At 59.5% G+C, this 17565-nt stretch carries 21 protein-coding genes; 7 read left to right on the plus strand and 14 right to left on the minus strand.

What is annotated here, in order from left to right:
* Positions 1–31 precede the first annotated feature (31 nt).
* The 6 genes from ABXH05_RS01225 (at position 32) to ABXH05_RS01250 (ending at position 3296) form a co-directional block, all read left to right on the plus strand.
* A complete protein-coding gene (locus tag ABXH05_RS01225) occupies positions 32–715 on the plus strand; it encodes an alpha/beta fold hydrolase (RefSeq protein WP_353559418.1) in 684 nt (227 codons plus the stop codon).
* 84 nt (positions 716–799) lie between these two features.
* Complete coding sequence (locus tag ABXH05_RS01230) at positions 800–1264, plus strand: SAM-dependent methyltransferase (protein ID WP_353559419.1); 465 nt, start codon at positions 800–802, stop codon at positions 1262–1264.
* A 7-nt stretch (positions 1265–1271) separates the two neighbouring features.
* The gene (locus ABXH05_RS01235) at positions 1272–1652 is read left to right on the plus strand and encodes a VOC family protein (RefSeq protein ID WP_353559420.1); all 381 of its coding nucleotides are present in this window, start codon (positions 1272–1274) and stop codon (positions 1650–1652) included.
* Positions 1653–1768: 116 nt separating this feature from the next.
* Positions 1769–2167: a hypothetical protein gene (locus tag ABXH05_RS01240; RefSeq protein WP_353559421.1), complete on the plus strand. Its 399-nt coding sequence runs from the start codon at positions 1769–1771 to the stop codon at positions 2165–2167.
* Positions 2168–2295: 128 nt separating this feature from the next.
* Positions 2296–2760: a thiol-disulfide oxidoreductase DCC family protein gene (locus ABXH05_RS01245; RefSeq protein ID WP_353559422.1), complete on the plus strand. Its 465-nt coding sequence runs from the start codon at positions 2296–2298 to the stop codon at positions 2758–2760.
* Entirely contained in the window at positions 2757–3296 is a 540-nt protein-coding gene (locus ABXH05_RS01250; RefSeq protein ID WP_353559423.1) for a DUF4166 domain-containing protein, read from the plus strand. The genes ABXH05_RS01245 and ABXH05_RS01250 overlap by 4 nt, the downstream gene beginning before the upstream one ends.
* A gap of 8 nt (positions 3297–3304) precedes the next feature.
* On the opposite strand, the gene ABXH05_RS01255 is transcribed toward ABXH05_RS01250, so the two are convergent.
* The 3 genes from ABXH05_RS01255 to ABXH05_RS01265 all read right to left on the minus strand — a co-directional run bounded on the left by ABXH05_RS01255 (position 3305) and on the right by ABXH05_RS01265 (position 5721).
* On the minus strand, positions 3305–3925 hold the full coding sequence (locus ABXH05_RS01255; RefSeq protein WP_353559424.1) for a class I SAM-dependent methyltransferase: 621 nt from the start codon (positions 3923–3925) through the stop codon (positions 3305–3307).
* 202 nt (positions 3926–4127) lie between these two features.
* Complete coding sequence (locus tag ABXH05_RS01260) at positions 4128–4871, minus strand: hypothetical protein (RefSeq protein ID WP_353559425.1); 744 nt, start codon at positions 4869–4871, stop codon at positions 4128–4130.
* Positions 4872–4914: 43 nt separating this feature from the next.
* Entirely contained in the window at positions 4915–5721 is an 807-nt protein-coding gene (locus ABXH05_RS01265) for a ferredoxin--NADP reductase (RefSeq protein WP_353559426.1), read from the minus strand.
* 387 nt (positions 5722–6108) lie between these two features.
* Here ABXH05_RS01265 and ABXH05_RS01270 point away from each other — a divergent pair, with 387 nt between their 5' ends.
* Complete coding sequence (locus ABXH05_RS01270) at positions 6109–6435, plus strand: chorismate mutase (protein ID WP_353559427.1); 327 nt, start codon at positions 6109–6111, stop codon at positions 6433–6435.
* A 2-nt stretch (positions 6436–6437) separates the two neighbouring features.
* Here ABXH05_RS01270 and ABXH05_RS01275 read toward each other — a convergent pair whose 3' ends face one another.
* The 11 genes from ABXH05_RS01275 to ABXH05_RS01325 form a co-directional block, all read right to left on the minus strand.
* Positions 6438–8150, minus strand: a complete 1713-nt coding sequence (locus ABXH05_RS01275; protein WP_353559428.1) for an MBL fold metallo-hydrolase — start codon at positions 8148–8150, stop codon at positions 6438–6440.
* 24 nt (positions 8151–8174) lie between these two features.
* Entirely contained in the window at positions 8175–8888 is a 714-nt protein-coding gene (locus tag ABXH05_RS01280; RefSeq protein ID WP_353559429.1) for an acylneuraminate cytidylyltransferase family protein, read from the minus strand.
* Positions 8888–9961, minus strand: a complete 1074-nt coding sequence (locus ABXH05_RS01285; RefSeq protein ID WP_353559430.1) for a nucleotidyltransferase family protein — start codon at positions 9959–9961, stop codon at positions 8888–8890. Before ABXH05_RS01285 ends, ABXH05_RS01280 begins: the two co-directional genes overlap by 1 nt.
* On the minus strand, positions 9958–10638 hold the full coding sequence (locus ABXH05_RS01290) for a NeuD/PglB/VioB family sugar acetyltransferase (protein ID WP_353559431.1): 681 nt from the start codon (positions 10636–10638) through the stop codon (positions 9958–9960). The genes ABXH05_RS01285 and ABXH05_RS01290 overlap by 4 nt, the downstream gene beginning before the upstream one ends.
* A complete protein-coding gene (neuB, locus tag ABXH05_RS01295) occupies positions 10635–11711 on the minus strand; it encodes an N-acetylneuraminate synthase (protein ID WP_353559432.1) in 1077 nt (358 codons plus the stop codon). The genes ABXH05_RS01290 and neuB overlap by 4 nt, the downstream gene beginning before the upstream one ends.
* Positions 11708–12931, minus strand: coding sequence for a UDP-N-acetylglucosamine 2-epimerase (gene neuC, locus ABXH05_RS01300; protein WP_353559433.1), 1224 nt, complete (start codon positions 12929–12931; stop codon positions 11708–11710). Before neuC ends, neuB begins: the two co-directional genes overlap by 4 nt.
* Entirely contained in the window at positions 12924–14165 is a 1242-nt protein-coding gene (locus ABXH05_RS01305) for a LegC family aminotransferase (protein ID WP_353559434.1), read from the minus strand. Before ABXH05_RS01305 ends, neuC begins: the two co-directional genes overlap by 8 nt.
* A 12-nt stretch (positions 14166–14177) precedes the next feature.
* Positions 14178–15263 carry an NAD-dependent epimerase/dehydratase family protein gene (locus tag ABXH05_RS01310; protein ID WP_353559435.1) on the minus strand — a complete coding sequence of 362 codons (1086 nt, stop codon included), beginning with the start codon at positions 15261–15263 and terminating at the stop codon, positions 14178–14180.
* A gap of 198 nt (positions 15264–15461) precedes the next feature.
* The gene (locus ABXH05_RS01315) at positions 15462–16064 is read right to left on the minus strand and encodes a carboxymuconolactone decarboxylase family protein (protein WP_348138750.1); all 603 of its coding nucleotides are present in this window, start codon (positions 16062–16064) and stop codon (positions 15462–15464) included.
* A 120-nt stretch (positions 16065–16184) separates the two neighbouring features.
* A complete protein-coding gene (locus ABXH05_RS01320) occupies positions 16185–16595 on the minus strand; it encodes an Hpt domain-containing protein (RefSeq protein WP_348138748.1) in 411 nt (136 codons plus the stop codon).
* A 121-nt stretch (positions 16596–16716) separates the two neighbouring features.
* A complete protein-coding gene (locus ABXH05_RS01325) occupies positions 16717–17427 on the minus strand; it encodes an NnrU family protein (RefSeq protein ID WP_353559436.1) in 711 nt (236 codons plus the stop codon).
* Positions 17428–17565: the final 138 nt, after the last annotated feature.

The following is a 17565-nucleotide window of genomic DNA, read 5'->3' on the forward strand; positions in this document are numbered from 1 at the left end:
CACGCTTCCTGGCCGTGCCTGAAGATGCGGAATGCTGGAAATCATCCTCATTCACAGCCCACTTGTCGGCCCGTCTTCCCTCCTGCCAACAGCGGACATATTGAAGGCTCAGGGCATCAAATGCGCCACGCCCTCCCCCCTGCGTCCGCACGCACCGCCACCCAGCTGGCAGGATTGGCCTGTCCGTCTGAAGGGCGCGATCCCCGACATGGCCTCACCGGTCATTGTCGGGCACTCCATGGGCGGCCTTCTGGCAGCCCGCATGGCAGCTGACCTGCACGCCGCCGGCATGATCTGCCTTGATGCCCGTATGCCGCCCAAAAGCGGCCCGACCCCGCCCGTTGAGCCGGAGTTTCATGACTTTCTCAGAACCCTCCCCCTCACGGACGGCCATCTGCCGCCCTGGCAGGACTGGTGGGAGGTCGATGTCTTTGAGGGCACGGACATCTCCGATGATCGCCGCAAGGCTGTGCTCAGCGATATCCCGTCCCTGCCTCTGGACTGGTTCGACGATGCCTTCGACATGCCCGACTGGTCAGGCGTCAGAAAAGGCTTTGTCAGAACCTCCCACACCTTCATTGATGAAGCCCGCCGCGCTGAAGCCGATGGATGGCCGGTGGTCCGCCTCAAGGGCACCCATATGCATCCGGCAACCCATCCCGAAGAGACCGCGCAAGCCATCATCAAGTGCTGTGCAGATATGCAAATTTCTTAGCGCGCATGGCTGCCCCCATGCGCCCGCATTTGGGAAACACTGTTCCCGGCTGATAGATCAAGGGTCATCAAAAGGATGACACATATGAAAGAGACATTTCAGGTAACCGCCATCGGCCATGTAGAAGCAGGCCGCACAGACCCCATCGACGATGACTGGGACGCCGTTCCCGCCTCCATCGTGCTTGATGAGCGCTTTGACGCAGAAGCCCTCATAGGCCTCGACGCTTTCAGCCATGTAGAAGTGATCTACCTCTTCCATCAGGTCCCGGACGAGGAAGTCGAGGGCAAGGCTCGCCATCCACGCGGCAACAAAGACTGGCCCCGTGTCGGCATTTTTGCCCAGCGCGGCAAAGGCCGTCCCAATCGCCTCGGCGCCACCATCGCCCGCGTTGATCGCGTGGAAGGCCGCACGCTCCACATCACCGGACTGGACGCCATCGACGGCACGCCTGTGCTGGACCTCAAGCCGGTGATGACAGGCTTTCTGCCGCGTACAGATGTCACCGAACCCGCATGGGCAGCTGAGATCATGGCAAGCTACTGGTAGGCACCAAATGAAACTCAATCAGGTCACCGTCAGCGTCACCGACATCCCCCGCGCAATTGCATTCTATGAGCAGCTGGGCATGTACCTCATCGTCAAGGACGACCACTACGCCCGCTTTGAACTGCCCGACGGAGACACGTTCTCCATCCATGTGGCGGACGATGTGCCAGCTTCAGGCACCATGGTTTATTTCGAGTTTGACGACGTCGACAAAGCCGTGCGCGACGCAGAAGCCCGCGGCATCACCTTCACCATGCAGCCGACCGATCAGTCATGGCTGTGGCGCGAAGCCTATCTCTCAGACCCGGACGGCAACCAGTTGTGTTTTCTGCAGGCCAGCCGGAACCGTCGCTTCCCACCCTGGCGTGTGGACGGGCGCACCAGCTGAAGCCGCCTCCCTCGCATTCACAGCCGGACCTTGTGCCACTGACAATTTATGAGGCATAGATTCACAAAGGCCGACAGTCCTTATGGACCTGTGTCGGCCCAACACGGGGTGAACACATGGTTCTGACAGGTCGCATTCTGGTTATTCTATCAATCTCATTGATATTTCTGGCGTACTCGAACTTTCTGCCATCAGCATTGCGGACCGATGCCATTGCTGACTACGTCAAAAACCACTTCATCCGGGAAGTCATTTTCGGTCTGGCATTGGCAGTCTGCACCATCATTCTGACGCTTGGCACAATGACCTTTGACCAGTGGATCATGATTGCAATTCTGGGGTCAATTGTTGTGCTGCCCTTCTGGATCGCAACAGCCCTCGGCTGGTCCACCGGCGGCATGGAAAAGGTCTGGGGCGACCAGATAAACGCATCAGGCGCGTACATGCTGCACGGCCCCCAGGTCGCCCTCTTCTACCTCGGCATCACGATTTTATACTTCAACCTTCAGGACTGACCCGGCCGACGGGCATCGCGAACTTAGCCTTCGGGCTGCGTCAAAATACCCTGTGACAGTCCCCATATGTGGTGCGAGCATGGCGTAGCGACCTCACTGACGCGTATGCAAAAGAGGGACCGACGGGCATGACACCATTTGGGTCCGCACCGCCCTATTCCTACCGTAACGATGGTGATGTTCCCACCTTCGACGACAGTGGTCCTGTTGCCGTCATGGACGGGGAATGCACCCTGTGTTCCACAGGTGCCCGCGTGATTGCACGGTTCGACACAAAGTGTGAATTCAGGATCTGCAGTACACAAACCAATCTTGGTCACGCCCTCCTCACCCACTACGGCCTTGATCCCGGTGATCCTGAAAGCTGGCTCTACATAGAAGACGGCAACGCCTACACCTCTCTTGAAGGCATAGTCCGCGCCGGGCGCAGGCTTGGGGGTGTTGGCCTGGTATTACAGCCTCTGCGACTTCTTCCCCGGCCCATTCAGGACTGGCTCTATCGACGCATTGCCAGAAACCGCTATCGGCTTTTTGGCCGAACAGACATGTGCGCCCTGCCTGATCCAGCCCTGCGGAAAAGACTCATTGGATGACGCAAACTCTTTTCCAAAGGGCGCTTGCCGACCGGTGGTCCCTGTTGCCCCCTGAAGTGCAAGCCCTTCACAGCGCGCAGGATGTCGGGAGCTTTTCGGGAAAGGCAGACATCACCCGCGGCACATCCCTGATCGCACGCTTCGCAGCGTGGTTCTTTGGCTTTCCCAGAGCCGGACGCGATGTCCCGGTCACCATCACCAAGACACGCACGGACAAAGGCGAAATCTGGGAGCGCAACTTCAACGGTAGCACTTTCAGGTCGTTCTGCTCACAAGCCGACAAGCCATACCATTACAGGGAACGCTTCTGGCTCTTCACCTATGAGCAGGAACTGCCCGTGCAGAACAGCACCATGCACTTGCCCGTCAGGCGAGGCTGGCTCTTGGGGCTCCCGATACCCAGACCATTATTGCCCGGGAGCGAGAGCCGCGAATATGCGGAAGACGGCACCTTCCGTTTCGATGTTGTATTGAATGCCCCACTCTGGGGAGGCCTGATCGTCAGATACACCGGGCACCTGACACCAGATCAATAGCAATCCAGCTACCCCTGAACTGCCTGCCCCCAATAGTTGAAGCCTGCAAACTTCGGCGTTGAAGGCAGGTACATGGTTTCCATGCCTTCAATCTTGAAGCCGCCTTCAGCCAGCATTTCAGGGATCGGCCGGTTGACGTTGCAGCCGCCGGCGATCTTCTTCCAGATCGGGTTGATGCGGTTCTGCCATTTGGCAACGTTGGCGTCCGGCGCCTTGCCGTGCTCGCAGAAAATCATCTTGCCACCAGGCTTCAGCACCCGCGCCATGCCTTTGAGCGCCTTGATGCCGTCAGGAATGGTGCACAGCGTGTAGGTCAGCAGCACCGTATCGACCGAGTTGTCATCAAGGGGAATTTCCTCGCCCGGCAGATCAAGAAATTCAACAGGGATGCCATACTGGGCAACCTTGGGTTCCGCGCGCTTGCGCATTTCTTCCGCCGGTTCCAGACCAAAGATCATGTCCACCTTGGACTTGTCGTAATACGGCAGGTTCAGTCCCGTCCCCATGCCGATTTCCAGCACCCGGCCTTCCGCCTGCGGCACAACCTTCTTGCGCTGATAGGTAATAGGCTTGGCACCACAGGCGGTGTCCAAAAAGCGCGGCAGAATGTGTTTTTCATAAAGGCCCATGAGGCATGCTCCCGGAAGATCTCAAATGCTGACGTCAAAATGTGTTCGGGGACACCTTGCGATGAAAATCAATCATTCGCAAATTGCGTACTTTCGCAACGCAGATGTCATCGAAGTAAGTCGCGCAAGAAAAGCCACGCGGAGACAGCATGTCTCAATGACGCGTGAGGTAAGCGGACAAAATCTGAAAATCAGACAGACGCTAGCGCCAGCTTGAAACGCCAAAGCGCAGTAGGCGGTCACCGTCAATCGGTCCGATCGCACGCCCGCGTCCGCGGAATGTCAGCACGGCTGATTTCAGATACCCGGCAGACCGCAAGGCGGACGCCGCCCTGGCTCCGTCGCCAAGGGCATCCCATACCACTTCCGGCGACAACTCACCGTCCGGCCGCGACACCGTCTTTTCAATGGCGCTCGCACACAACTGAGCCAGACTGGAAGACCGCGCCACTACGCCAACCGCTTCTGCAGAGGCAGACCAGTTGGGCGCCGTAACGACAGCAACCCCGCCCCTCTCGCCCTTGAGGGCAATGGGGGCATCCAGACTACGCAACAGCTCAAACGTCATGCCGTCGGGCATGTCCGGGATATCAGGAAACAGCGCGCCTTGGGTCAGCACATAGGCAATGCCCTTGTCATGGGCGATGCCAAAGCGATCCGGAGAGGCCACTTCAAGCGTTTCTGAAAGCGCTTTATCCATCAAGGCCGCATCAAGGGCCGGGGCAAGCAGCGGCGTTGAACCGGATGCGCCGGCCACAGCGTGGGCCGCCGTCACCACATCGCGTGCCAGTGGCGTTTGAGCGAGAACATCCGTGCCCGCCTCATCGCTTTGCGCCAACAATGTGCGGTCGGCCGCATGTTTGGCCCGCAGCACCGTCAGCCGCTGGCGCAGCCGGGTGCCTTCTCCGTCCGGCAATTCACCAGCACACAGCAGGGTGACAGCCATCAGCAGAAAACCTCAGCAACTAGATGAAACAGGAGTGCTGTCTTTAGCCAACAAACGCGCGTTCAACAACAAAGGTTGAAGGCGATGCGTTTGAGCCTTCTTCAAGCCCGGCCTTTTCGCACAGTTCCTTGGTGTCCTTGATCATGTCCATGGAACCGCAGATCATCACCCGGTCATTCTCCGGATCAAGCGGTGGCACGCCCAGATCATCAAAAATCTTGCCGCTGGTGATGAGATCTGTGATGCGTCCGGTGAACGGATAATCTTCGCGGGTACACGTGGCGTAGCGCACGAACTTTGCAGGCGCTACATCGCCGACCAGCGGATCATCCTTGAGGCCCTCTTCCAGTTCCTTGCCGTATTCCAGCTCGGAGACTTCGCGACAGGTATGCGTAAGAATGACCTGGTCAAACCGCTCATAGGTTTCAGGGTCGCGCATCACAGATGCAAAAGGCGCAACGCCCGTACCGGTGGAGAACATGTACAGCCGCTTGCCCGGCAGCAACGCATCATGCACCAGCGTGCCTGTAGGCTTCTTGCCAAGCAGAACCTTGTCGCCCGGCTTGATGTCGCACAGCATGGATGTCAGCGGACCGTCGGGCACCTTGATGGAGAAGAACTCCAGCGTGTCGTCCCAGGACGGGCTGGCAATGGAGTAAGCGCGCAGGATTGGTTTGCCCTTGGGTCCGGGCAGCCCGATCATCACAAACTCGCCGGACCGGAACCGGAATGCCGGTGGGCGGGTGATGCGGAACTTGAACAGCCGATCGGTGTAGTGCTGGACCGAAAGAACTTCTTCTTCGGTGGGCGCGTTCGGATTCACTTTTACGGCTGCCTCGGACATCGGCATGTCTTCCTTCGTAAAATATTGCAGCGCGATATATATCGATATCCCGCAATATATGTGGCGCTGCACATAGCCTATTGAGTACAGCGCGGTCAAAGTGCCCGGACGCCGCATCCGTCGTGTTTCGCGACATTATTCACAATAAAATAGAGTGAATAATTTTATTTACCAAGCACGCAGTGTCATATAGGGAGCTCGAGCAGGATTCAACACCCTAAGTTCTTTTTTAGCACTGACCGGGATTTTGCCCTGATATTTCGCGCCCCGCCCGGGACAGTCAAAGTGTCGCGTGCGAAACCCTTTAGACCTTTGCACCTAGACGCCATATAAGTCCTGAGCCTTTGTTGAGGCCTGTTTTCCTAGCGTCTTCCTAATGACCGGCACACAGACATGACCAGCACTCCAGCCCGCCCAACCGCCAAAAAATGCGAGACAATGGCCGACGTCCGCCGCGAAATTGACCGGCTGGACCGCGAACTGGTGCTGCTGATGGCAGAACGCCTGCGCTACATCGAAGAAGCCGCAAAAGTGAAGCAGGACCGCAACCGCGTCCGCGATGAAGACCGCATCGAGGATGTGGTCGCCAAGGTCCTGGCAGAATCAGACAAGGTCGGCCTCGCCCGCGAAGTCGCAGAGCCCGTCTGGCGGCTCCTCATCGAGCGCTCAATTGCGCATGAGTATGTAAGGTTCGACGCTGAAAAGTCCGCCGCCGAATAATCCTACTCGCCCGCCGCGCGATGGTGTCGCGGCAAGGCACCGGCTTTGACCGCATCCCCAATATGCACATTGGTGAAATGGAACCAGAAGTCTGAGTTGTAGACGTCCGGTGACCGATCCACACGGCACTGGAAGCCGATGGACAGATCCTCCCATGGCAGACCGTTGGCGATCACGTGCCACAGGCTATCCTTCCGAACACGGATGAGAAGCCGACGCGGCCCCGCCTTTCCACGCCCCATCTCGAAAGCATGCGCCACCGCATCCGCTGCCATGATACTGGCCTGGGGCGAGTGGCCGGTGAAATCCACAATGGCGCCGGCGACATCCACGCCACCGAAGTTACGCGCCGTGGGCACCACATAGACAATCAGATCATCCTGAAACACAGAAGCTTCAAAGTACGCCTTGAGCGCGGCGGCATCATACGCCTCGCCTTCATGGCTCATGGCCGAGATGTAGCCCTGACAATAGGCCGGCGTCACATCATAGAGCCGTCCCCCCTCATAGGATGACGCTGTCACCTCGTCCCCATCGAACACCACAATGTCCGTTTCCAGCGGATCAAAGAACAGCACATCCTCCATCCGTCCTTCGAGATAGCGGCAGATGTCAGCACTCGTGTTCTTGGCATTCAACGCTTTGGTCGGCGCGTCCTCGGGTGCTGCCTCGGTGAAGTACCCGGCATAAGGCATCACTGCAGTTGGTCCGGCCGCGTCCACATAGCGTTCTGCCATGTCGCGAACAGCCACCCGGTTTCGGGCAGCGATCCGCACCTTCTCATCGTCGCTGACAGTATCAAACGTCACCGGGTACCCGCTGGCGCCACCGGCAAAAGCCGTCAGCAGAATGTCCGGGCTTTCAGGCAGCACAAAATTGTTCAGCTTGTTGCTGTCCACACTGAGCAAAGCGGAGTGGCCGCCACCTTCAACCCAGATACCGCTGTCGTCGCGAAAATCACCGGCCTGCAGAACGGACACACGTGCCCCCGTGTCTCCCGCCTCATACACATGGTTGAACTGCGCCGCGTGCACAGTATCGAAACCAAGCTCGCGCAATGGTCCGACCGTCGAACCGGAATCAAAATCCGGGGCGATGATCGGCATGTCCCGGCGCAGCTTTTCCAGCGTCTCGCGGTGCAGATGGTCAGGATGGTTGTGCGAGATGTAAACCAGATCCGCAGAGTTCAGGATCTCAAGGGCATCCTCTGGCGGTGTGACCGCATGCCACCAGCCGGTGACAAAACACGGCCCCATCAGCCAGGGGTCAGTGACAATGCGCAGGCCTGCCACATCAATGGCAATACACGCATGCGCCAGAAACCGGACCGTCATCGGCGCAGGGTCTGTCGAAACCGTCCGCGCAGGTGCCTCAAGCACATAGCGCGTGCGCTCATATTCAAGCGCCCCGTTCTTCACTTCAAATTCAAGAGCGTGCTTCGAGGTCTGCGCGTTGACGTAACTGCGCGTCTCAAGATTGAGCTTCCAGCCATGCAGCGGACAAGTGGCGGACGCACCGGACTTGTCCAGAACCAGTTTGCCCGACGCATGGTCACACACCCGGTCAATGGCCCAAAGTACATCGCCAGACGCGTTCAGATGAAAAATGATGTCATCCGTCTGGTGTGTGCCCTCACCGCGTCCGTCCAGTTCCACACGACAAACATCTGTCGCCTGAGCCTTCCGGCTAAACACGCCCTGGTCGATCAGCTGCATATCAACAAGCCCCCTACTCGGCCTCTACTCTGCCGCGCGCACCAGCCCTCGCTGCGACATCAAAAAATCGGCAAATGCAAAATCTGTTTCCGTATCAATATCGACGGAGCGCTCTGCAGGCATTTCAAACAGATGCGTATCCGCGAACCACAAACCGTCTCCGTCCATCAGCGCATCGCGCCGCCAGACATAGATGGATCCATTGAGATCAAAGCAGCGCGGCGCGTCCTGACGGCGCACAACGTCATCCGTCGGTGGCTTGGACAGCGCCACGGCGCCATCGCTCTGCTCTTCAACGAGATTGAAATAGGGAGACGACTTGGCTTCCGTCCCTGAAATGACATTGGACACCCCAAGCCGGGCCTGCAGGGCAATAGCACCTGCAATATCATCAGCAACCCGGGTCGGTGAGGTCGGCTGCAGGTCGGTGATCGTGTCAAACGTCAGACCCAGCCGCGCTTCAATCTCAGCAACACAGTGGCGCAGTCCCGGCAACTTGCCAGCTTCGTCACTGGCCATGTCGTCCGGACGCCGTACAAGATGGGTCGCCCCCGCAGCCTTGCCCGCCTCCAGAATGTCGTCGGCATCGCTGGAGACAACAACCGCATCAAACAGGTTCGCTTCCAGCGCGTGCGCAACCGTATGGGCAATCAGCGGACGCCCGGCGATCATCCGGATGTTCTTGCCAGGCACGCCTTTGGAGCCGCCCCGCGCCAATATGGTCGCCAGCCGCGCCATCAGGCTCGCTTGCCTTTGGGAGTGAACACGTTGGAAAAATCCGTCCGCGCGCGCTCGAGATCATCAAACTGGCCGATGTCGATCCAGTATTCGTGCACCGGGAAAACGACCCCGTGTCCCTCACGCGCCAGCAAGTCATCAAACAGCGTGGTCATGTCATAGAAGTGCCCGTCCGGCACCAGGTCCAGCACGTCCGGCTCCAACGCATAGATACCGGAATTCACAAAGTAGCTGTGCTGCGGCTTTTCGGTGAGCTGCGTAATGCGGTTGCCCTGCGTTTCCACAACGCCGTAAGGCACCTGAAACTTGTACTCGCGCACACACATGGTGGCATCCGCCGTCTGGTCGCCGTGGAAATTCAGCAGGCGCCGGAAATCGATGTCGGTCACAAGGTCCGCATTCATCACGAGGAAGGGCGCCGGCGGCCTGTGTGGCAGCAAGGTCAGCGCGCCGGCCGTGCCCAGACGTGTTTCTTCTTCCAGATAGTCAATCTGCACGTCCCAGCGAGAGCCATCACCAAAGTGATCCCGCACCTGCTCAGCCAGATAATTAACCGCCAGAAAAATGCGGGTGAACCCCTGCCCGGCCAACTGCTCAATGATGGTTTCCAGAACAGGACGACCGCCAACAGGCACCAGCGGCTTTGGAATATCTTCTGTAATCGGACGAAGCCGTGTACCAAGCCCGCCCGCCATGATGACGATCCAGTTATCCGCGTCAGGCGCAGACAGCATGTCATCCAGTAGCTCAAGCCCCACCAGAAAACCCTGCGCATCAACAATCGGCAACTGCTTGACCCGACCGTCACGCATGTATCCCAGCAACACATCGCGGGCGAGGTCCGGCCCGGCCACGATGGGGTTTTCCTTCATGATCTCTCGCGCGGGCGTATCCAGTGACAGACCACGCAAGATACCGCGACGAATGTCACCATCCGTAATGGTGCCCAGCAGCTTGTGGTCATCACCGGCGACCAGCGCAATCTGCTTGGCCGTCTCGGTGATCCGTCGAATGACGTCCTCAAGCGGTGTATCGGGATCAAGACAGACATCCCGCCAGTTCGCGCGCGTCATGCCGATGTCTCCCGTTTCATGTCTTTTGCCGGAACGCCGGCCACACGGCCATTGGCCGGCACATCAGCGATCACAACGGCCCCTGCGGCCACCAACGCACCTGCGCCAATGGTCAGTCCCTGAATGATCCGCGCGCCCGCGCCCACATGTGCGCCGTCACCAATCGTCACGTCGCCACACAACACGGCCCCTGGTGCCACATGGGCATGGTCACCAATGCGGCAGTCATGATCCACAATCGCGCCTGTGTTGATGATCGTGTTGACGCCAATCACCGCGCCAGCCTGAATTGCAGCACCCAGCAGCACCTGCGCCGCATCGCCCAGCCGAACACTGGATGCAAGGCTGGCTGTTGGGTGGACAAGAATGGGCAGCCCGTGACCGTGCTCCTTGAATTTTCGATAGAGGCTGCGCCGCAAGGACGCGTCGCCCGTTGAGCCAACGCCCAGCGCCAGATCAGCAGACCCCGGCGTGATGTCATCAAGCACCGCATCGCTGCCCAGCCAGTCGACGCCTTCAAGAACTGTCTTGCAGCTCGGCGCAACAAATCCGCGGACCGGACGGCCAAGCGCCGACAGTACATCCGCCACCACATGTGCATGTCCACCGCCACCAATCAGAATGGTATCGCGTGGCACAGCGTCAGTGGCCGTCTGTGATGTGGCAGAGGCACTCATTCAACGGCCTCGTCAATGTCATAGGCACGACCTGCCGGTGTTCCCAGCAGCGACCAGAAATCCATCGGCGCACGCCCTTTGCCCGGTCGTTTCACTGTGAGATTGTCTTCCGTGAAAACATCACCTGCTGCGATCGGCTGCGCTGCCACCAGCGACTTGCGCGCGACGATGATGTTCTTGCGTTCCGCCTCGCCCGGCGCTTTGACGCTTGAACCCAGCGCCACCTGCGCTTCGCGGATCATGGCAATCATCGACGCCAGATCGTCAGGCTCAAGGGACGCCTTGTGGTCCGGCCCCGGCATCCCGCGATCAAGGGTGAAGTGCTTTTCAATCAGCGTGGCGCCCTGCCCGACTGCAAGAACCGGAATAGCCAGTCCTGCGGTGTGGTCGGAATAGCCCGTCTGCACACCAAACGCCCGCCCCATGGTCGCCATGGCATTCATGTTCACCGCTTCAGGCGGCGTTGGATAATCGGTGGTGCAATGAAGGACGGTCACCCGGTCCCGCAAGGCATCGCGCCCCTGCTGGCTGGCATAGGCTGCTTCAAACGCTGCCGCACACGGCGCTTCGTTTCCGCCGGTCATGCCAAAAGCCACAACCCCAAGCGCTGCTTCCACGTCACCCAGCGTCGCCATGCCGGTAGACAGGATCATGGGCAGGCCGCTGCGCGCCGCCTCAAGAACCAAAGGTGCATTGGTCAGTTCGCCGGAGGGTATCTTGATCCGTTTGATGCCCATCTCGCCCACAAGAAATTTCAGGCTCTCGGTGTCAAACGCGGTCGACAGAAATTCGATGCCCGTTGTCTCGCAGGCACGGGCCAGTTCGTGGTGATGGTCTGCGGGCAGTTCCAGCGCACGCAACATATCAAGCTGCGATTGCTCGCTGCCGGTCTCGCGCGCCTGATAGACAGCCTTGGGCGCAGTAGCTGCTGCCAGGGCATCCGCCTTGAATGTCTGAAATTTGACGATGTCTGCACCGGCCACAGCCGCCGCATCCACAAGCGCCAGCGCTGTTTCCAGCGACCCGTTGTGGTTCACGCCCGCTTCAGCAATGACAGTGACATGCTGGCTCACCGCACCACCTCCAGCGCTGTGGTGCCCGCGCGCATGTCATCCACGCTGCGCTCGGCGCCAGAAAAATGCATGTGCTTGATCAAGAGACCATCAAGCGGAACCGTCTTGAGAGCTGTCACCATCTCCCGGCACGTGTCGTCCGCCCCATAGGGCGTGTCACACCGTGCCGCAATGGCCTGCGAAGCAGGCGACAACGCCTGCGTCAACGCACCGGCAATGGCGTTAGGTGTTTCCGCGCAATCAATCACGCTGGGTGCCCGAAGCCGCCCGTCCTGACGCGGACCGATATTGACCGTCGGTGTGCCAAGCGCAGGCGCTTCAATGATGCCGCTGGACGAGTTTCCAACCACGGCCCGCGCCGCTTTGACCAGCGACAGATATCGTGCATGTCCGAGCGACGGCACAACCACCGCTGCCGGGTGCGCGTCGGCAATACGCTGCATGCCGTCAGCCACAGCGCTGCTGCCCGGGTCCGCGTTCACCCCAGTGATGACGACCTGCATGTCGTCAAACAAGGACAGCGCCTCTCCCAGCGCCAGCACCGGCCCAACCCCGTGATCATCCGCCAGAGTGACGGGGTGATAGGTCACCGCCAATACGCTGATGTCCGGATCAAGCCCCAGGTCTGATGCAATAGGTGCCCAATCCATGACCGGCTGCGTCCGAATGGTTTCAACGGCCAGTGATCCGACGCAGAACACCCGCGCCGGGTCCTCCCCCATGGACATGATGCGGTCCGCATAGGCCTGCGCCGCAGGGAAATGCAGATGCGCCATCTTGGTCACCGCATGGCGCACTTGTTCGTCGATCTGCCCTTCGCTCGCTTCGCCGCCATGCACATGTGCAAGCGGCACACGTGCCATCAAGGCCGCAGACGCGGCACCGAGAATTTCAAACCGGTCTCCAAGCACAATCGCCAGATCAGGCTTCAGGTCAGCAAAGGCATCCGCAAATCCGCCACAGGCCGCGCCCAGCGCATGGCCTGCGCCGCGTGCGCTATCGTCTTCAAGCGGCATGGTCACACGGGCAGCAATCTCGAAACCTGCCGCCTCGATTTCAGCCACGGTCATGCCGTGCTGCTCGGACAGATGGGCGCCACCTGCGATGACCGACAGACGAACATCCGCATCATCGCGCAACGCTGTTGCCAGCGGCTGCAAGATGCCCCAGTCGGCCCGGGTGGTTGTCACCAGCGCAATATGACGCGAGACCTCAATCATGCATGAGGTCCTGCAGTTTGGCGCTGGAGGGCAGATTGATGAGTTGTCCGGCCAGGCGTTCTGTCATCGACAGATCAGCCTTCGGACAATGCTCGTACATGGGCAAACGATGCAGCGGCTCCCACACGGGCCGCGCCAGAATGCCGTCATCGATCAGGGCTGACAGAACCGCATCGCGGTCCGCCTGCGAGGCAACAGCAAGTCGAATGGTGTTGAGCCAATAGTTGGAGCGTGCGCCAGGAGGCTGCCCCATGAAATCAGCGCCCTGCACAGAACAGAAGGTGGCAGCATAGCGCGCCGCCAGTCGCCGTTTGCGTTTGATGAAATCAGGCAGCCGCTCAACCTGCGCCAGAAGCAGCGCCGCATTGAGACTGGGCATCCGATAGTTGAAGCCCGTCTCGTCGTGGACATATTCCCATTTGTGCGGCTGCTTGGCCGTCGAGCCAAGATATCTCACCCGCTCCGCAAGCGCTGCATCATTGGTCAGCACCGCACCACCGCCGCCTGCGGTCGCAATCTTGTTGCCATTGAACGACAGTGCCGCAATGCGAGATAGCGAGCCCGCAGGCTTGCCTTCGTAAGATGACCCAAGTGCCTCGGCGGCATCTTCGATCAGCGGCACATCCCATTCGTCGGCGACTGCCTGAAGCGCATCCATTTCAGCTGGATGACCAAAGGCATGCATGACGATGATTGCCGCAATTCGACGGCCGGACGCCTTGGCACGGCACTCGCCGCCCACCATGACGCAGGCCTCGGCCATGTGTTTTTTGAGCGCCCGCGGGTCAAGCCCCAGCGTCCACTCATCAGCATCTGCAAAATGCGGAACAGCACCTGTGTAGGACACAGCATTGGCCGTCGCCACAAAGGAGAGCGACGGCACAATGACTTCATCACCCTCACCCACCCCAAGCGCTGCCAGCGCCAGATGCAAGGCAGCAGTTCCAGAGGACGTCGCAAAGACATGGGAGACACCGCACGTCTCGCCAAGAGCCGCCTCCAGCCGATCCACAAACGGACCAACCGTCGACACCCAGCCGGACGTGACACAGTCATTTACGTATTGTGCTTCAAGCGCGCCGATCTCAGGCTCATGCAGCGGAAAAGGCCCGCCCCCGTCACCAAGGACGGATCGCACGGCAGACACAACGCGCGTCGGCAGGTCAGCATCGTGCGGCACATGCAGCGAAACCGATGCGTTATCGGCACGATCTTCAATCACGGCAGCGCTCATGCCCAATACTCCCTATACGGACATGCCTTCAGGCACGCCATTGCGCACCTGATAGTTGCCGTAATACCCGTTGATTTCTTCAACACGGCCAAACAGACCGTCATTCACCGCGCTGATCAGCTGCGGCACGAACGCGGCAACCGAGTGCTGCGCCTCAAAGCCAAGCTGCGTGCGGATCTTCGAGAAGGAGACGCGGTAGTTGCGCGCATCAATTCCCTTTTCGACGAAAGTCACCGGCGCATCCACATGGCGGGCAAACTCCTCCACCAGCATGGCCTTGGTGTAGTTGTTGGCGTCCGATCCAACATTGAACACTTCGCCAGCAACCTTCTTGGCCGGCGCTTCAATCACCTTGAGGATTGCAGCTGAGATATCGCGCACATGGGCGTAGGGCCGCCACGTGTCCTTGTCGTACACATCCAGCGGCGTCTTCATGGCCATGGCGCGGCCAAACTCATTGACCGTCAGGTCAAAACGCATGCGTGGGCTCAGACCAAACGCCGTCGCAATGCGCAGCAGTGTCGGTGTCACCTGCTGCTCATGCAGGCGTGACAAGACAAAACGTTCAAACCCGACCTTGGTTTCCGCATAAAGCGACAGCGGGTTCAGCTCGGAGCTTTCATCTGCCAGCGAGTCATCCTCGCGCAGGCCGTAATTGGAACAGGTGGACGTGAACACAAACCGGTCGATCCCGTGCGAGTCCAGTGCGTCATACAACGCCTGACTGCCATCAAGGTTCACTGACCGTGTGAGGTCGGGATATTTCTTGGAAATCGGATCACCCACAAGCGATGCCAGCAGCACCACATGGTCAACGCCTTCCAGCGCGCGCGCCACAACATCCTTGTCGCGCAAGTCGCCCTTGACCAGCCGATAGCCCGGCTCGTCATACACGCCTTCAACCGAGAAACCATGGTCGTAGAGGAAGGTGTCGAGCACTGTCACGCCGTAGCCGCGCGCTAGCAAAACCCGTGTCAGCACCGAGCCCACATAGCCCGCACCACCGACAACACATATCCGTGCCGGTCCGCCGGTCTTGCCAGTGGGAATTGCCGTCTTTGCCGCTGCCTGGGGCAGCCCCGCATCCTGAAGTGTCATGGCTCTCACGCATCAAGGACGAGGCCCCCGATATGCGCCAATACGCAAACCGGGCAGCCTGTCATTTACCTGTGCGTAAGATTCTGCGCTCGAATGGTTAATGAAGGCTCAACGCCGCCGTTACCAAGGGGTCACCGGCACGTCACGAAAATGTCGAAAAAACGAGGAAAAGCAGGGCTTTAGTTCCGTCGACTGAGCCTAGCCGGCGTGTTTACCTGCGTCCCAGCCATGCTCTGCCATATGCGCCTTGGCATGGGCGGTCGGATCGGCCTCCAGCTGCGTCGCAAAGGTGTCGTTCCACCGGTTCAGGAACCCGAACATCGAGATGACGGCCACCAGATCCACAATCTGCTCATCCGTGAAATGCTGTTTCAGCGCCGCCATGTCGTCGGCGGTCACAGCATTTGGCGCCTGCCCCGCTCCCTGCGCCACCCGCAGAGCCGCACGTTCGCCCTCGGAAAACAGGTCAGACGTCTCATAGGCCCAGATGGCATCAAGCTTCTCCGCGCCGATGCCCGCATTGGCCGCCTGATGATGGGTGTGGGTCTGACAATAAACGCAGCCGGCAGCGCGACTGGCCATGAAAGCCACCATGCGCTTGATCTCATCCGGCAGCGACGATGGCCCCTGAATAAGCGCGCCAAGCCCGGCAAAGGCTTCCACCAGTCCTGGCTTGCGCGCCATGATCAGCATGGAGTTGGGCAAAAACCCCATGGCGCCTTCAACGAGTTGAAAAACCCCTTCAAGGTCCGGCAGGTCTTCCCGCTTGAGCCCCTGTACGCTCGATGCTGCGTCAGCCATGTGTCATCGCCTCCCAAATGCGTGCCGCTGTCGGCATGTGTTTGGAGGCGAGGCTACGCGCTGAGGGCACTTTTACAAAGCGCCCCCATAGCGGGTTCAATCGAAAGTGAAGATAAGAGCCTAGCTCTGCCAGTCTTCCAGCAGGTCATCGATGAAGCTCGTGGCAGCTCCCACCAGCACATCAAGGCCAGCAATGACAGCAACCCGGTCAGGGCCGGATGTCAGAAGCTCTGCATCAGCTGTTGCGTCTGCAAGGGCCCACGCACCAACACCGCGGGCAGAGCCCTTGAGCGTATGTGCAGCTTCCTTCCAGGCTTTGTCGTCACCGGCCATGTCGGCGGCAGCGGCAAGCTTGTCCAGGCTGACAGCAAGTTGCTGTCGGAAAAGGCCGAGAATTTCAGCCTCAAGGTCGCGGCGCCCCATGGTGAACTTTGACAGATGCACCAGGTCGATGGGCCGGCTATCCGTAGCAGCAGTCCCTTCAGGACCAGCCGTACGGCTCTCAGAGATATGCGCAGTCGCGGGCTGCATACGGTTTCCTTCCGAATAAAAACAGCTCGGAAAGCCTACGAACAAAGAACGTAGGAAATGTTAAACCGCCGCAGCCACCGCCCGTCTGCTCACCGCAAAACCGGAGAGCATGCGCTTATGCCTAACGAACCGGTAACGCGCTGACGCTGAACAGCCACTCATGCCCGTAGACTAGCGCAAAATAGAGCGCGACACCCACAAGCGGCCACACAATGCCGATCTCGCCAAGCTTCAATGAGTTGCGTCCGGTCAGGATCGCGCCAAACGGCACATTGGACGTGCGGGCCGCATAGCCGTCCCACCGCTCGCCCAGCGCCCGTGCCCGTTTGGCATCAATCGTCGGCGGGCCAATGAGGGCCAGGACGGCGAACGTCCCGAAGAAAATGAGCGATGACAGATCACCGTTCATGGCGATATGCGCCAGCGCCCAAAGCTGAACGCCCCACAGAAACGGATGCCGCGTAATCCGCAAAATACCCTTGGCCGCATCGGGATCATCCACAAGATCACCACTGCCCGCCGCCGTCGGGCTCTTGGTGACATTGCCGAGCACTACCAGAATGGCCGCCAGCAAAATCGCTGTCATTGCCGCATGGTGCCACCAGGGTTCAGGGATCCAAAGCAACGTAAAGGTGTCGGCGCTGGCCCGGTTGAAGGCCATGGCCATCCAGACAATCGCTGCCAGCGACATCACCGCGAACAGCCCCATATAGGGCCCCTCCCCGATCCGGCTGGTCAGGACGTCCCGCAGCCGGGTGCCGGAGATGAAAATGTGGATACCCAGAAAGACCGCGCAGGCAGCCACCAGGTTCAATGTTGGATCTGCAATCATGTTGTGCCCCATCTCGCCACAGTGTGTGTGGCGTTCCTAAGACGGCCAGCATGGCGCGACCGTCAGCTCTCCCCAGCAGTTTTCGGCATAAAACCGATCCCCACGGCCCTGCTTCTCTGGTTGGCAGCGTCCGTGCAG

Source organism: Pyruvatibacter sp. HU-CL02332 (genome assembly GCF_040362765.1).
Taxonomy (GTDB): domain Bacteria; phylum Pseudomonadota; class Alphaproteobacteria; order CGMCC-115125; family CGMCC-115125; genus Pyruvatibacter.

Excerpts from the sequence above, each read along its gene's own strand:
- ABXH05_RS01225 (WP_353559418.1), top strand. The coding sequence starts at position 32 with ATGCTGGAAATCATCCTCATTCACAGCCCACTTGTCGGCCCGTCTTCC.
- ABXH05_RS01230 (WP_353559419.1), top strand. The coding sequence starts at position 800 with ATGAAAGAGACATTTCAGGTAACCGCCATCGGCCATGTAGAAGCAGGC.
- ABXH05_RS01235 (WP_353559420.1), top strand. The coding sequence starts at position 1,272 with ATGAAACTCAATCAGGTCACCGTCAGCGTCACCGACATCCCCCGCGCA.
- ABXH05_RS01240 (WP_353559421.1), top strand. The coding sequence starts at position 1,769 with ATGGTTCTGACAGGTCGCATTCTGGTTATTCTATCAATCTCATTGATA.
- ABXH05_RS01245 (WP_353559422.1), top strand. The coding sequence starts at position 2,296 with ATGACACCATTTGGGTCCGCACCGCCCTATTCCTACCGTAACGATGGT.
- ABXH05_RS01250 (WP_353559423.1), top strand. The coding sequence starts at position 2,757 with ATGACGCAAACTCTTTTCCAAAGGGCGCTTGCCGACCGGTGGTCCCTG.
- ABXH05_RS01255 (WP_353559424.1), bottom strand. The coding sequence starts at position 3,925 with ATGGGCCTTTATGAAAAACACATTCTGCCGCGCTTTTTGGACACCGCC.
- ABXH05_RS01260 (WP_353559425.1), bottom strand. The coding sequence starts at position 4,871 with ATGGCTGTCACCCTGCTGTGTGCTGGTGAATTGCCGGACGGAGAAGGC.
- ABXH05_RS01265 (WP_353559426.1), bottom strand. The coding sequence starts at position 5,721 with ATGCCGATGTCCGAGGCAGCCGTAAAAGTGAATCCGAACGCGCCCACC.
- ABXH05_RS01270 (WP_353559427.1), top strand. The coding sequence starts at position 6,109 with ATGACCAGCACTCCAGCCCGCCCAACCGCCAAAAAATGCGAGACAATG.
- ABXH05_RS01275 (WP_353559428.1), bottom strand. The coding sequence starts at position 8,150 with ATGCAGCTGATCGACCAGGGCGTGTTTAGCCGGAAGGCTCAGGCGACA.
- ABXH05_RS01280 (WP_353559429.1), bottom strand. The coding sequence starts at position 8,888 with ATGGCGCGGCTGGCGACCATATTGGCGCGGGGCGGCTCCAAAGGCGTG.
- ABXH05_RS01285 (WP_353559430.1), bottom strand. The coding sequence starts at position 9,961 with ATGACGCGCGCGAACTGGCGGGATGTCTGTCTTGATCCCGATACACCG.
- ABXH05_RS01290 (WP_353559431.1), bottom strand. The coding sequence starts at position 10,638 with ATGAGTGCCTCTGCCACATCACAGACGGCCACTGACGCTGTGCCACGC.
- neuC (WP_353559433.1), bottom strand. The coding sequence starts at position 12,931 with ATGATTGAGGTCTCGCGTCATATTGCGCTGGTGACAACCACCCGGGCC.
- ABXH05_RS01305 (WP_353559434.1), bottom strand. The coding sequence starts at position 14,165 with ATGAGCGCTGCCGTGATTGAAGATCGTGCCGATAACGCATCGGTTTCG.
- ABXH05_RS01310 (WP_353559435.1), bottom strand. The coding sequence starts at position 15,263 with ATGACACTTCAGGATGCGGGGCTGCCCCAGGCAGCGGCAAAGACGGCA.
- ABXH05_RS01315 (WP_348138750.1), bottom strand. The coding sequence starts at position 16,064 with ATGGCTGACGCAGCATCGAGCGTACAGGGGCTCAAGCGGGAAGACCTG.
- ABXH05_RS01320 (WP_348138748.1), bottom strand. The coding sequence starts at position 16,595 with ATGCAGCCCGCGACTGCGCATATCTCTGAGAGCCGTACGGCTGGTCCT.
- ABXH05_RS01325 (WP_353559436.1), bottom strand. The coding sequence starts at position 17,427 with ATGATTGCAGATCCAACATTGAACCTGGTGGCTGCCTGCGCGGTCTTT.